Source organism: Streptosporangium sp. CA-135522 (assembly GCF_050949235.1).
GTDB lineage: Bacteria > Actinomycetota > Actinomycetes > Streptosporangiales > Streptosporangiaceae > Streptosporangium.
In genome coordinates, this window is the sequence record NZ_CP192026.1 from 9,676,111 (window position 1) to 9,690,461 (window position 14,351).

The following is a 14,351-nucleotide window of genomic DNA, read 5'->3' on the forward strand; positions in this document are numbered from 1 at the left end:
GCACCGGGGCCGCACCTGTCCGGTCGCCTTTTCGGCCGAAGCGCTCGCGGCCGAACGCCGAAAGGATCGGCCGCACACCGACACCCGTCCTTGCTTCCACCCTGTGGCTGGGCAGTCACATCTACCGGCCCGAAGGTGTGATCACCGTGCTCGGATCGGGCCTGGGCGCCGGCGGACGAGACGGCACTTCGCTGGTCGGCGGACCCGCGGGGCGGCCTTGGCACACGCATGCGGGTCGACCTCGATGCGGTGCCGGCCGGCTGGGGCCACTCAACACACCCCTGAGCGGAGGGCAGCATCATGAACGACCCGCCGATCTCGACTCGGACCTGCCGGATGAGAGGCCGTCATGGTGATCGACTCCCGTGGATCACCATGACGGTCCATGGCGCGGTTCTCAGCCGAGGCCGAGGAGCGTCTTGATGGGTCCCAGCGCGAAGTAGAGGACGAACAGGGCCGCGACCAGCCACATCAGGGGGTGGATCTCGCGGGCCTTGCCCTTGACCACCTTGATCAGCACGAAGCTGATGAAACCGGCGCCGATGCCGTTGGCGATGGAGTAGCTGAACGGCATGAGCACGATCGTGAGGAACGCCGGGATGGCGATCTCGTAGTCGGTGAAGTCGATCTCGCGGATCGCGGTCATCATCAGGAAGCCGACGATGACCAGTGCCGGCGCGGCGGCCTCGTAGGGAACGACGGCGACCAGCGGCGAGACGAAGATGGCCAGCAGGAAGAGCAGGCCGGTGACGACGCTGGCCAGGCCGGTGCGCGCGCCCTCGCCGACGCCCGCCGCCGACTCGACGTAGGTGGTGTTGGAGGACACGGAGGCCGCACCGCCGACCGCCGCGCCGATGGAGTCGACGAGGAGGATCTCGCGGGTCCTGGCCATGGTGCCGTCCTCCCTGATCAGCCCGGCCTGGCCGCCGACGCCCACGACGGTGCCCATGGTGTCGAAGAAGTCGGTGATCAGCAGCGTGAAGACGAGCAGCAGGGCCAGGATGACCGAGACGGAGCCGAAGGCGCCGAACGGGTCGAACTCCCTGAACAGCACCAGCGGGTTGCTGAAACCGAAGATCTTCTCCGGCATCGTCGGCACGACGAGCCGCCAGCCGGCGGGGTTCGGGCTGTCGGGCGCCCCCGCGCCGCCGACCTTGGCCACGGCCTCGACGACGACCGCGAGGACCGTGGTCGCGACGATGCCGATCAGGATGGCGCCCTTCACCTTCCTGGCCACCAGCACGGCGATCGTCAGCACCCCGATCACGAAGACGAAGATCGGCCAGCTGGCCAGGTTGCCGCCGATGCCGAGCTCCAGCGGCACGGCGGGCGCCTTACGGACGAAACCCGCGTCCACGAAGCCGATCAGCGCGATGAACAGGCCGATGCCGACGCTGATCGCGGTTTTGAGCTGGGGCGGGATGGCGTTGAACACCGCCGTCCGGAACCCGGTCAGCACCAGGAGCGCGATGATCACGCCTTCCAGGAAGACCAGGCCCATGGCCGACTCCCACGACATCTGCGAGGCGATGCCGTAGGTGACGAAGGCGTTCAGGCCCAGACCGGCGGCCATCGCGAACGGAACCTTGCCGATGACGCCCATCAGGATGCTCAGCAGGCCGGCCACCAGGGCGGTGCCGGCCGCGACCAGCGGCACGTTGGGCACGCTTCCGTCACCGATGAACTGGCCGTCCGCGTCCTTGACGGTGGCGATGATCAGTGGGTTGAGAACGACGATGTAGGCCATCGTGAAGAACGTGGCCAGACCGCCGCGGACTTCCTGGCCCACTGATGAGCCTCGGTCAGAGATGTGAAAGAAACGGTCAAGAGCGCTTATTTGGGAGGTTTTGGTGTCACTCACGGACGCAGGGTGGCAGCGAGCATCCGTCACCGGAAGCCCCGGGTCCCGATGGTGATGGTTTCGAGATCGATTCGCGCTCTCACCGGGGGCGTTTTGCGAGTAGTGAGAACCCGTCGCCTACGCTGGATCGTGTGAACCAGCCTAGCCGTCCGGATCTCCGGCCGTTGAAGACCAACGACACGGCCACGATCCTCGCGGGCACGTGCCTGTGGGCGGTCGCCCTGGTCGTGCTATTGATCATGCAGCCGGATCCCGGGCACCGCTGGTGGATCTGGACCTGCGTGTCGGGGATCTGCGGCGGTCTGTTCGGCCTGCTGTACGTCCGGCGCCGCGACCGCCGTGAACCGCCGTCCGCCGAGGCGCCGATCGAGCCCGCGACGGCGATCCCGCCCGTCTTCCCCGCGCCTCCGGCCCCGTGACGTCAGCATTCGACGACGTTCACCGCCAGGCCGCCGCGGCTGGTCTCCTTGTACTTGTCGAGCATGTCGCGGCCGGTGTCGCGCATGGTCTTGATGGCCTTGTCCAGCGAGACGAAGTGGCGGCCGTCGCCGCGTAGCGCGATGCGGGCGGCGGCGATGGCCTTGATCGAGGCGACCGCGTTGCGCTCGATGCACGGGATCTGCACCAGGCCGCCGATCGGGTCGCAGGTCAGGCCGAGGTTGTGCTCGATGCCGATCTCGGCGGCGTTCTCCACCTGTTCCGGGGTGCCGCCCAGCACCTCGGTGAGCCCGGCGGCGGCCATCGAGCAGGCCGAGCCGACCTCGCCCTGGCAGCCGACCTCGGCGCCGGAGATGGAGGCGTTCTCCTTGAACAGCACGCCGACCGCGCCCGCGGTGAGCAGGAAGCGGATCACCCCGTCGTCGTCGGATTTGGGGGTGAACCGGTCGTAGTAGTGCAGCACGGCCGGGACGATGCCGGCGGCGCCGTTGGTCGGGGCGGTGACGATCCGGCCGCCCGCCGCGTTCTCCTCGTTCACGGCGAGGGCGAACAGCGAGACCCAGTCCACCGCGTGCAGTGAGCCGGTGCCGATCTCGGCGGCCAGCTCGCGGTGGAGCCGGTGCGCGCGACGGCGTACCTGTAGGCCGCCCGGCAGCACTCCCTCACGGGAGCAGCCGCGGATCACGCATTCGCGCATCACCCGCCACAGGTCGAGCGACCGCTTCTCGATCTCGGCGGCCGAGCGGCCGAAGGCCTTCTCGTTCTCCAGCATCAGCCCGGAGATCGACAGGCCGGTCTCGGCGCAGTGGGCGAGCAGTTCGGCGGCCGTGGTGAAGGGGTACGGCAGGGCGGTGTCGTCCGGTTTGATCCGGTCGGCGCCGGTGGCGCTCTCGTCGACGACGAAGCCGCCGCCCACCGAGTAGTAGACCTTCTCGCGCAGCGGTTCTCCGGTTTCGGAGAAGGCGGAAAAGCGCATGCCGTTGGGGTGGTGCGGCAGCGAGATCTTGCGTTCGAAGATCAGGTGCCCGCCGACCACGAACGGCACCTGCCGCTCGCCGTACAGCCACACCGTGCCCGACTCGCGGGTGGAGGCCAGCCGCGCGTCGACGGTGTCCACGTCGACTCGTTCGGGCGTGTCGCCCTCTAGACCGAGGATGACGGCTTTGTCGCTGCCGTGGCCCTTGCCGGTCAGCCCGAGCGAGCCGTACAGGATCACTTGCACCGAGGCGGTCCGGTGCAGCAGGCCGTCGTCGCGCAGGCCGCGGGCGAAGGCGTGGGCGGCGGTCATCGGGCCGCCGGTGTGCGAGCTGGACGGCCCGATACCGACCTTGAAGAGGTCGAAGACGCTGATGGCCAAGGGGACACTCCGGTGAGGGCTCGGGCGGTGCTCAGATACGTGCGGGAAAGGGCGACAGGGGCGCGGGAGCGGCCGGGCAGGGACCGGACCCGTGGTGTTCGACCGGGCGGGGACCGGCCATGTGCTGCTCGACCGGACAGGGACCGGGCCCGTGGTGTTCGATCGGGCGGGGACCGGCCATGTGCTGCTCGACCGGGCAGGGACCGGACCCGTACTGCTCGACCGCCTGTCGCGGCGTGGCGGAGTCCGGGACCTCCAGCAGCGCCCAGCAACGTTTGCCTCCCCGGATCGGCTCGCAGCCGCCGGCCAGGGCGAACGAGCCGATCAGAGCCAGGCCCCGGCCGCCCTCGTCGTCCCGGTTCGCCTCGCGGGGCCGGGGCTCGACCGGGCTGCTGTCGAAGACCTCGACGACGAGACGGTCGGCGTCGAGGACGGCTCCGGCGATGAGCGTCCCGCCCGCGTGCACCAGCGCGTTCGTCAGGAGTTCCGAGGCGACCAGCTCGATCGCGTAGGCGAGGTCCCGGTCGAGCCGGACACCCCAGGACCGGACGGCCGCCGAGATCCGGTGCCGCGCTGCGCTCACGGCCTCGGGCGTCGCGACGACGGTGAAGTGCATCCTGGCGCGGGGCATGGCGGGCTGGTCCTCCTCGGCGGACGGGAACAGCCCAGATGTATCGCCGGTGGGCCGGTCATGGTGACACGCACGCGCTAATGGCGCGAAATGGCCAATTCCCAGGAAGCGTCGCAATGGCGCCAGTGGCGGCGATGTACCCCTGCCGGGACACCGCGGGAGATAGACCGATGCACCACCAGGTCTCCTGGTCGATCTCCTTTCCCCTCCCCCCATTGGAGCAGCGGTGTCACAACGTCTTCGAAGCATGGCCGCGGTCGGTGCGCTGGCCACACTGTGCGCGGTCCTCCCCACTCCGGGAGCCGCCGCGGCCTCGCGCGCCGAGCAGGACCGGTCGGGTCCGGGCCGGGTCATGGCGGCCTCCGACCCGGTGCCCGGCAGGTACATCGTGGTCCTGAAGGACCGGACGATGTCCGCCCGGTCGGCAACCGAGCAGTCCACCGATCTGGCCGAGAGGTACGGCGGGCTGGTCCACCACCGCTACGCGTTCGCGATCAAGGGCTACGCCGCCGAGATGAGCGCCGACCAGGCTCAACAGATCGCCGCCGACCCCCGGGTCGCCTACGTGGAACAGGACAGCGTGGTGCAGGCCAGTACCACCCAGCCCAACCCGCCGTCCTGGGGGCTGGACCGCGTGGACCAGCGCGACCTGCCCCTGAACAAGAGTTACAGCTACGGCACCACGGCCGCGGGGGTCACGGCCTACATCGTCGACACCGGCATCAGGACCTCGCACACCCAGTTCGGCGGCCGGGCCGTCGTCGGCGTCGACGAGGTCGGCGACGGCCGCGCCGGGCAGGACTGCAAAGGTCACGGCACCCACGTCGCCGGCACGGTCGGCGGCCGGGACTACGGCATCGCCAAGGAGGTCAAGCTGGTCGCGGTCCGGGTGCTCGACTGCTCCGGCAACGGCACCGCCTCAAAGATCATCGCCGGCGTGGACTGGGTCACCGCGCACGCGGTCAAGCCCGCCGTGGTCAACATGAGCCTGAACACCACGAATGGGGTGAGCGACGCCCAGGACACCGCCATCGGCAACTCCATCGCCGCGGGCATCACCTACGTGGTGTCCTCGGGCAACGCCGGCGCCGACGCGTGCCGTAACTCCCCCGGGCGCGTCCAGGCCGCGATAGTGGTCAACAACGCCGACTCCCGCGACCGGCGCGCCTCCGATTCCAACTACGGCCGCTGCACCGACCTGTTCGCCCCCGGGGTGGGCATCACCTCGGCGTGGAACAGCGGCGACACCGCGACCAGATCCCTCGGCGGCACTTCCATGGCGGCGCCGCACGTCACCGGCGCGGCCGCGCTGTACCTGGCCGCGCATCCGGCCGCGACGCCCGCGGAGGTCCAGTCGGCGCTGATCGCCGCCGCCACCACCGGAAAGATCTCCAACCCGGGCAGCGGCTCCCCGAACCGGCTGCTGTTCGTCGACGGCGCCGACGCCCCGACCGCCGCCACAGCCGATGGCTGAGACACGCCAACGGCGCAGCTTCGCCACCCGGCGGGGCGAAGTGCGGGTAAAACCACATCGGCCCTTGTGCCCAGTCCTCATCCAGGAGGTCTCTTTCATGCGCCTCGATCGCATCGCAGCAGCGGCTCTGGCCGCGGCGCTCATCACCGCCACCACGGCGGCCGGTCCGGTGCAGGCCGGCTCCCTCCCGGCCGTCACCCCGGTGGCCGCGACCGCTCCGTCCGTCCCCAGGTACGACCACGTGGTCGTGGTGATCTTCGAGAACACCAACTACTCCACGATCAAGGGCAGCGCCAACGCCCCCTACCTCAACTCACTCGCCGCGCAGGGCGCGCTGTTCACCAACTCCTTCGGGGTGACGCACCCGAGCCAGCCGAACTACATCGCGCTGTTCTCCGGCTCACAGCAGGGCGTCTCCAACGACTCCTGTCCGAAGAACTTCACCACGGGCAACCTCGGCCAGCAGCTCCTCAACGCGGGCCTGACCTTCAAGGCGTACTCGGAGGGGCTGCCCAGCGCCGGCTACACCCAGTGCAGCAGTGGCAGATACGTCCGCAAGCACGCGCCGTGGGCCGACTTCCCCACCGTCGGCGGAGCGGCGTACCACGTGCCCTTCTCCAGCTTCCCGACCGACTACACCAAGCTGCCCACGGTGTCGTTCGTCGTGCCGGACATGTGCAGCGACATGCACGACTGCTCGACCAAGACGGGCGACACCTGGCTGAAGAACAACCTGGACAAGTACGCCCAGTGGGCCAAGACCCACAACAGCCTGCTCATCCAGACCTTCGACGAGGACAACTTCACCTCGGTGAACAAGATCTTCACCACGTTCGTCGGCCAGAACGTCAAGACCGGCTACCAGTCCGCCAACCAGATCGACCACTACACGATCCTGCGCACGCTGGAGGACATGTACGGTCTCCCCGCGCTGGGCAGCGCCGGGAGCAAGTCGGCCGTCACCGACGTCTGGGGCTCCGCCTCGGGCGTGACCGTGAGCAGTCCCGGCGACCGGGTGGGGACCGTGGGGGTCGCCGGCTCGCTGCAGCTCTCGGCCTCCGGCGGCGCGACGCCGTACACCTGGTCGGCCACCGGCCTGCCCGCCGGACTGTCGCTGGGCGCCTCCACCGGGCTGATCTCCGGAACGCCTGCCGAGGCCGGCACCTCGACCGTCACGGCGACGGCCGGGGACGCGAACGGGGCCACCGCCTCCGCCACGTTCACCTGGAAGATCAACCCGTCGGGAACCGGACCGGTGACGGTGTTCGCCGATGACTTCGAGTCCGACAGGGGCTGGAGCGTCGACCCCGCCGGCACCGACACCGCCACCAGCGGCGCCTGGGAACGCGGCGACCCCGAGGAGACCATCTCCACCGCCACCAACAGGGCCAAACAACTCGGCGCCACCGTCTCCGGAGCCACCTGCCTGGTCACCGGCGCCGCCGCCGGCACCTCCTACGGCGCCAACGACCTCGACGGCGGGACCACCACCGTCCGCTCCACCGCCATCACCCTGCCCGCCGGCGGAAAGACCACCCTCGCCTTCTCCTACAACCTCGCCAACGGCGCCAACTCCACACCCGACGACCACCTGCGGATCAAAATCCTCAACGGAACCACCACCGCAACCGTCTTCGACGAACAAGGCCGGAACGCAGAGGTCGACGGCACCTGGCGACAGGCCACGGCCGACCTGTCGGCCCACGCCGGCGAAACCATCCGCCTGCTCATCGAAGCGACCGACGCCGGCACCGCCAGCCTCTTCGAAACACAGATCGACGACCTGACCATCACCACCACCTCATGACGACCACCGCATGACCACAGCCGGTGGCCGCCGACCCCGCGGCCACCGGCCCCACAAGCGGCACAGCGGCACAGCGGCACAGCGGCACAGCGGCACAGCGGCACAGCGGCACAGATCATCGTCGGGGACGCGGGAGGAAACGTGTACTTGTCCACGATCGGTCTCCGGCACGGGGAGGCCGGCGCCGGGCGGAGCGGGCGAGGAATCGCCGCGAACGTCTTCGCGCTCGGTGCCGTGAGCCTGATGACCGACATCTCGTCGGAGATGGTCACCGCCGTACTGCCCCTCTACTTCATCCTCACCCTGCAGGTGAGCCCGATCGCCTACGGCCTGATGGACGGCCTCTACACCGGCGCCACCGCGCTGCTGCGCCTAGTCGGAGGCTACGTCGCCGACCGCGCCCGCCGCCGCAAGGCGGTGGCGGGCATCGGCTACGGCGTCTCCGCCGTCGCCAAGCTGGGACTGCTGGCGGCCGGCGGCTCGGTGACGGCGATCGGCGCCGTCATCGTCGCCGACCGCTGCGGCAAGGGCCTGCGTACGGCCCCGCGCGACGCCCTGATCACCCTGTCGACCCCCGAGCCGCTGCTGGGCCGGGCCTTCGGCGTGCACCGCGCCATGGACAGCCTGGGCGCCTTCGCCGGCCCGCTGGCGGCGCTCGGCGTGCTGTCGCTGGTGGGGACCACGTCGGCGGCGGCGTTCGACGCGCTGTTCGTCACGAGCTTCTGCGTGGCCGCGCTGGGACTGCTGATCCTGATGACGACCGTACGCGACCGCCGTGAACCCCGCCCGCCCGCGGGCACGGTGTCGCCGCGCACGGCGGCCGGGCTGCTGCGGATCACGGCCGTGCGCAGGCTCGCCTGCGCGGCCTGCGTGCTGGGCGTGGCCACCGTCGGCGACGGATTCGTCTACCTGATGCTGATGCGCGGCCAGGGTTTCGGCGCCGGCTGGTTCCCGCTGCTCGCCGTCGGCACCAACCTCTCCTACCTGCTGCTGGCCGCGCCGCTGGGGGCCCTCGCCGACCGGTGCGGCCGCCTGCCCGTCGTGCTGGGTGGATACGCCGCCCTGCTGGCGGTCTACCTGCTGCTGTTCGGCCCGTTCGCCGGGACGGCCGTCGTCGTCGTCACCGTCGGCCTGTACGGCGCGTTCTACGCCGCCACCGACGGGGTGCTCATGGCGCTCGCCGGCCCCACACTGCCGAAGCCCATGCGGACGACCGGGATCGCCCTGATCCAGACCGTCCAGGCGCTCGCCTACTTCGCCTCGTCCGTCTGCTTCGGCCTCGCCTGGCAGTACTGGGGGCCGGCCGCCGCGACCCGGATCGCCGCGGGCGGCGTGGCCGTCGCCATCGTCCTGACCGCCGCCCTGCTGCGGCGGCCCACCCCCGTGGAGGTACGCACATGAGCGCCGCGACGAGTGCCGGGAAGGGCGGCCGGCTCCGGCTCGCCCTCGCGTTCGCCTGCGCGGCGGTGCTCGCCGTCGTCGCCTTGCTGTCGATCGCCTCCGCCACGGGCGGCGGCCGTACGGCCACGGCCAGGCTCGCCGGCGCGGCGCTGTCGCTCGCGCCCGGGCCGAGGCTGGTGGCGCTCAGCACCGATCGGAGCAGCCGCGGTCACCTGGTCTCGGTGCCGTCGCGAGACCCGGGAGCCCGGCGCCAGGTGTCGCCTCTGACGTGCGCGCGCTTCCACGCGGCGGCCGGCACCGGCCTGTGCCTGCGGCTGGACGGCGACCTGACCACCTACCAGCTGGTCGTGCTGGACGCCGGGCTGGCGCAACGACGTGCGATTCCGCTGGTGGGTGTGCCCAACCGGGCCCGCGTCTCGCCCAGCGGGCGCTGGGTCGCCTGGACGGTGTTCGTCACCGGCGACTCCTACAACGGCGGGCGGTTCTCCACCCGGGTGGGCCTGCTCGACACCCACACCCAGGAACTCGTGCCCACCTTGGAGGACTGGGCGGTCACGGTCGGCGGCAGGCCCTACAAGGCCGCCGACCTGAACTTCTGGGGTGTCACGTTCACCACCGACGACCAGCGGTTCTACGCGACCATGTCCACCGCGGGACACCGCTACCTGGTGGAGGGCGACCTGATCGCCAAGACCCTGCGGACGCTGCACGAGAACGTGGAATGCCCGTCGCTGTCGCCCGACGGCACCCGGCTGGCGTTCAAGTCGGCCGTGGACGGCGATCCCCGGCGGGGCTGGCGGCTGTCGGTCCTCGACCTGGCGACCATGCGCGAGACCCGCCTGGCCGAGACCCGCAGCGTGGACGACCAGGCCGCCTGGATCGACGGGAACACCGTGGCGTACGCGATCCCGCGCGGCCGGGGGGAGGCGGACGTGTGGCAGGTGCCGGCCGACGGTTCCGGCCGGCCACGGCCGCTCATCGGCGGCGCAGACTCGCCCGCCGCGCTCGGCTGAGCTCCCGCGGTCTCAGATCCAGCCGTTGCGGGAGGCGTGCAGGGCGAGCTGGAAACGGGTGGCGGCCCCGGCGCTGTGGGTGAGCTGTTCGAGGTGGCGCGAGAGCGTGCGACGGCTGACGCCCAGCAGTTCGGCGATCTTCTCGTCGGTGATGCCGGTCGCGAGCAGCTCCAGGATCCGACGCTGGATCTGCTTCAGCGCCGGAGGCTCGCGCTCGCCCAGGTGCATCGGGAACGCCGAGCGCCACGCGGTCTCGAACAGGCCGATGAGCGCCGACAGCAGGCTCGACGGGCGCACGATCAACATCGAGTCGTTGATCTCGGCCTCGACGAACGACATCGAGACGAACGCCACCCGCCTGTCGAAGACCGTCAGCTTCACCGGCACCGTCGGCAGCACCCGTGCATGCTCTCCCGCGGCGATGCAGGGCTTGATGTTGCGGGCGTAGTAGTCGGCGTTCTGGACCGCCGACCTGGAGTACACCACCCGGTACTCGACGTTCCCCTCCAGGTTGCGGATCTCCTCCTCGTTGGGCTGGCCGTGGGTGTGGTACGGCGGCGAGTCGAAGCGCAGCACCTGCGTCTCGGCCGCGCCCTCGATGTGGTGGATGCGCTCGACGATCTGCGGCCCGGTGACCACCTCGACCAGGTCCTCGGTGGCCTGCGAGTGGACCGTGCGCCGGTAGGTGAAATAGGCGTTGGCCGCGGCGATCTGGGCCCGCTGCAGCTCGGCCGCCCGCTCGTGGGCCAGCCGATCCAGCGCGATGGACGGCTCCGCGGGCGTGACGGCGGCGCCGTCGGCGCCCGAACTGGCGGCCAGGCCGAGCTCGATCAGGCGGGCGACCGTCTCCTGGAGGACCTCGACGTCCCACAGCAGCGCGTCGGCGAACTCCTCGACGGTGATGGGACCCGTCTGCAGCAGGGTCGTGTACACCAGGGCCTCGCGATCACCGAGCCCGAGATGCGCGAGATGGCGCGGCAGTTCCTCGTGAATCATGGCGTTGTCGCCTGCCCTGTCCGGAAGACTCTTTATGAGCAAACGGTGAGAACGCGGAAAGCGTAAACCATCGGACGCCGAGCTGTGAGGGCCCGTTTCCGGATGGTTACCGGCAGGCGGCACCGGCGGCCCACGGGGTCGTCCGGGCACGGCGGCCCGTTCCGGACGACCGGAACGGGCCGTGATCGGGGACTCGCGGGACCCGTGCCTAGCCGGTCGAGGCGGTCCAGCTGTCCAGGTCCGCCTCGGCGAGCAGCAGCGGCACCGCGGCCGGGTCACGCAGCAGCGCCGCGGCCGCGAGCCGGTCGCCCCACTGGCCCGACGCCCAGGCCAGACCGCGTGCCAGACCCTCCACGCCCGTGGCGTGCACCGTGCCCTCGAAGAAGCGCCAGGCCGCGGGGACGCCGTCCACGAGCAGCTTCTCGTGTTCCACGTAGGTGGCCGGCGCGGTCGGCAGCAGGGACCGTACGGCGGGCGGAACCTCGCGGACCGTGCCCGTGGAGGTCACCTCGCCGGCGGCCTCCTCCCCGGCCAGCGGCAGGTCGAGCAGCTCCGACAGCGCCTCGGCCAGGTCGAACGGGGCCAGGATCAGCGGCCGGCCGGCGACCAGCGGAAGCAGGTCGGGCGCCTCGACCACGACCGGTTCGCCCGTCTCGCCGCCCGCCTCGCTCCCGGCGCCGGACAGCAGGTGGCCGTCCTCGGCGTCGGCGACGACGATCTCGCCGTCGAGGACGGCGCGCACCGCGCGAGGGGGCGCGACACGGGCTGGGGCGACGGCGGCCAGAGCCACCCACAGGGCGCGGAGCTGGGCCCGGTCCACCTCCACCGCGGGGTCGGCGAGCAGCTCCAGGAGCTCGTCGGGGCCGCCGTGCGAGGCGAGGAGGTCGGGCAGGGTGGTCCGGACGCCGATCATCGCCAGTGCGGCCTCGTCGATGCCCGCGGGGGCCTCGCCGTACAGGCCGAACAGCAGCGGGTCGCCGGTCGGCAGCCGCAGCTCGGTGGGGCGCCTGCCGCCCAGCACCGGGTGGGTGGACAGCCACCAGGCGGTGTAGGAGGGCACCTCCACGACCTCGCCGGCGACCAGGATCCGCAGCGGGTGCAGGACCGAGCGCAGCGGCGGGCGCGACAGCAGCGCCAGGGCCGAGGGCCAGTCGGCGACGTACTCCAGGTCGCGGATCGCGGAGAACTCCCGGGCGACGGGCGGCACGTCCATCTCCGGCAGCAGGTCGAGAACGACCTCCAGCCACTCGTCCTCGCGGTCGAGGTCGTGGTCGCACTCGTCCGGGTCGATCATGACGTCGGCGTCGTTCACCACGGCGAAGCCGTCGAGCACCCCGGCCGCGGCCAGCACGCGGGGGCCGTAGCGCTCCACCAGCTCGGGCGCGGCCGTGCCGAAGTGCGTCTCCTCATCCAGCAGCCCGGCCAGCGACCCGTCGGCCAGCAGCAGCTCACCGGCCGGATAGAGCTCGCCGTCGGCGCCGCGCAGCGCCAGCTCGGCCAGCCACGGGGCCTCACCGGCGGTCAGCCCGGCGGCTTCCACCAGCGCGAGGACCGCCTGGGCCACCGGCTCCGCGTCGGGGCTGTCGATGGACTGCGCGACGGCGGCGCGGGTCAGCGGGTCCTCCAGGACCGTCCGGGGCGTCGCCTCCCCCGCGCCGAGCCGCAGCAGCAGGGGGTGGGCGGCGTCCGGGTGGACGACGCGCAGCCCGAGCGGAGCGAGCACGGCCGGGTCCAGCGTGGAGCCGTCGGACAGCAGCAGCGTGCCCCGGGGCCCCCGCACCAGGCGCCCGTCGGCCAGCGGCACCGGCAGCGCGCCGAGCGCCTCGGGGTCGTCGGCGGGCAGCACCTCATACAGCGACCGCCACCAGGCCGGGTCCCTGTCCTTGACGGCGTCGCCGGAGAGCAGGTCCACGACGTCGGCGAGCTCCACCCGCTTCACGCCGAGCGCGTTGATCGCGGGGTGCCGGGACGGCCATCCGGCGGGCAGCAGGCCGGGCACCATATCGGCGACCTTCTCCAGCAGCTCGGCCGGGGCCGCCACCACGGACGCCTGCCGTCCCGCCACGACCAGGTCATCGCCGTCGGTCAGGCCCTCCCCGCCGGTCTGCGGGCCGTCGCCTTCGGCGGGCGGGGCCGACTGGGACGGCGGGGACGGCGGGGACGGCGGGGACAGGGCCGGCAGCAGCGGGGCGTCGGGGAGCCTGCGCAGGATCGCCCGGCGGATCCGGGCGTCGAGCTCGCCCTTGCCCATCAGGCCGGGGACGAGATCGAGCAGCTTGGGCGTGCGGGGCAGGCCGGCGAGCAGTTCGAGGTAGGCGTCGGCGGCCCGCTCGACCAGGAAGCCGGTCAGCGGGCCCATGGCCACGTGCCGCCGGTCGGTGGCCATCGGGAACGAGGCGATCAGCAGCGCGGGCAGGTCCAGCGGCTCGTCGCTCGGCGTCGGCGCGTGCACCACGGGCGGAACTCGCGCGGGCAGCGGCCGGGGCTCGCCCGTTCGCGCCCCCTGCGGAGAACCGTCCCGCGAGGCGTCCGGCGAGCCGCCTTCGGCGGCCTCGTCGACGGGCACCGCCCAGCGGACCAGCCAGTACGGCCGGGCCCGCTCCTCGGTCGGCCGGTCGGCGAACAGCTCGGCCACCTGCTCCGGGGCGAACGTCCCGGAGGCCGACACCACCCGCCAGCCGTCCGGCAGGACCGTGCGGACCTCGCCGTCCACGTCGATCTCGATCGATTCGAGCGCGGGCAGGCCGAGCAGCAGAGCGGGACCGGTCTCGGCCAGCATCCGCCGGACCGCGTCCTCGGCCGCCCTGTCACGCAGCGGCAGCCGGACGAGCGTGTCGAACCCGCCGGGGATCTCCACCGGGCCGGCGGGGAAGGGCAGGCGCAGCAGCGGGACGTGCCGGCCACGCTCGGCGAGCTCCTTGGCCAGCGCGGGCTCGCCCGCCACCAGGGCCGTCGTCTGGTCGCGCGACCAGCGGACGACCCCGGACCCGAGCGAGCCGATCACCGGCTCGTCGGTGACCGACACCACGGCGGCGAAGCCGACGCCGAAGCGGCCGGCCATGCCGGATTCGTCTCGCTTGCCGGAGACGCGCAGCGTGGACAGGCCCTCGATGCCGGCCGCGTCCACCGGGGCGCCGGTGTTGGCGGCCGACAGCACCCCCTCGCGCAGAGACAGGCGAAGCCGGCCGGGCACCCCCGCGCGGAGCGCGGCGTCGGCGGCGTTCTGGGCGAGCTCGACGATCAGCCGGTCGCGGTAGCCGCCGAGCGCGAAGTCCTCCTCGGCGTTGGCGTCCTCGCGGAAGCGCGCGGGTGAGGCCGTCCAGGCGGCGAGCACGGCGGAACGCAGTCGGTCGGTGCCGAAAATGTCAGTCAA

General features: G+C 71.9%; 10 protein-coding genes. 5 read left to right on the forward strand and 5 right to left on the reverse strand.

The window, feature by feature from the left end:
* Positions 1–397: 397 nt before the first annotated feature.
* Positions 398–1,861, reverse strand: a complete 1,464-nt coding sequence (locus tag ACQPYK_RS45465) for an NCS2 family permease (protein ID WP_433246568.1) — start codon at positions 1,859–1,861, stop codon at positions 398–400.
* 131 nt (positions 1,862–1,992) lie between these two features.
* Between ACQPYK_RS45465 and ACQPYK_RS45470 the strand changes: the two genes are divergently transcribed.
* Positions 1,993–2,280: a DUF2530 domain-containing protein gene (locus ACQPYK_RS45470; RefSeq protein ID WP_433246571.1), complete on the forward strand. Its 288-nt coding sequence runs from the start codon at positions 1,993–1,995 to the stop codon at positions 2,278–2,280.
* A gap of 2 nt (positions 2,281–2,282) precedes the next feature.
* Here the strand turns inward: ACQPYK_RS45470 and ACQPYK_RS45475 are convergent, their stop codons facing one another.
* Together ACQPYK_RS45475 and ACQPYK_RS45480 are read right to left on the reverse strand one after the other, a co-directional pair.
* On the reverse strand, positions 2,283–3,656 hold the full coding sequence (locus tag ACQPYK_RS45475; protein ID WP_433246574.1) for an L-serine ammonia-lyase: 1,374 nt from the start codon (positions 3,654–3,656) through the stop codon (positions 2,283–2,285).
* Between the two features lie 31 nt (positions 3,657–3,687).
* A complete protein-coding gene (locus ACQPYK_RS45480; protein WP_433246577.1) occupies positions 3,688–4,287 on the reverse strand; it encodes an ATP-binding protein in 600 nt (199 codons plus the stop codon).
* Between the two features lie 247 nt (positions 4,288–4,534).
* Here ACQPYK_RS45480 and ACQPYK_RS45485 point away from each other — a divergent pair, with 247 nt between their 5' ends.
* The 4 genes from ACQPYK_RS45485 (at position 4,535) to ACQPYK_RS45500 (ending at position 9,982) form a co-directional block, all read left to right on the forward strand.
* The gene (locus ACQPYK_RS45485) at positions 4,535–5,761 is read left to right on the forward strand and encodes a S8 family peptidase (RefSeq protein WP_433246580.1); all 1,227 of its coding nucleotides are present in this window, start codon (positions 4,535–4,537) and stop codon (positions 5,759–5,761) included.
* A 97-nt stretch (positions 5,762–5,858) separates the two neighbouring features.
* Entirely contained in the window at positions 5,859–7,568 is a 1,710-nt protein-coding gene (locus ACQPYK_RS45490; RefSeq protein WP_433246583.1) for an alkaline phosphatase family protein, read from the forward strand.
* Positions 7,569–7,709: 141 nt separating this feature from the next.
* The gene (locus tag ACQPYK_RS45495; protein ID WP_433246586.1) at positions 7,710–8,969 is read left to right on the forward strand and encodes an MFS transporter; all 1,260 of its coding nucleotides are present in this window, start codon (positions 7,710–7,712) and stop codon (positions 8,967–8,969) included.
* Positions 8,966–9,982, forward strand: a complete 1,017-nt coding sequence (locus tag ACQPYK_RS45500) for a hypothetical protein (RefSeq protein ID WP_433246589.1) — start codon at positions 8,966–8,968, stop codon at positions 9,980–9,982. The genes ACQPYK_RS45495 and ACQPYK_RS45500 overlap by 4 nt, the downstream gene beginning before the upstream one ends.
* 12 nt (positions 9,983–9,994) lie before the next feature.
* Here ACQPYK_RS45500 and ACQPYK_RS45505 read toward each other — a convergent pair whose 3' ends face one another.
* The gene (locus ACQPYK_RS45505; RefSeq protein ID WP_433246592.1) at positions 9,995–10,978 is read right to left on the reverse strand and encodes a helix-turn-helix transcriptional regulator; all 984 of its coding nucleotides are present in this window, start codon (positions 10,976–10,978) and stop codon (positions 9,995–9,997) included.
* Positions 10,979–11,186: 208 nt separating this feature from the next.
* Positions 11,187–14,351, reverse strand: coding sequence for a sacsin N-terminal ATP-binding-like domain-containing protein (locus tag ACQPYK_RS45510; protein WP_433246595.1), 3,165 nt, complete (start codon positions 14,349–14,351; stop codon positions 11,187–11,189).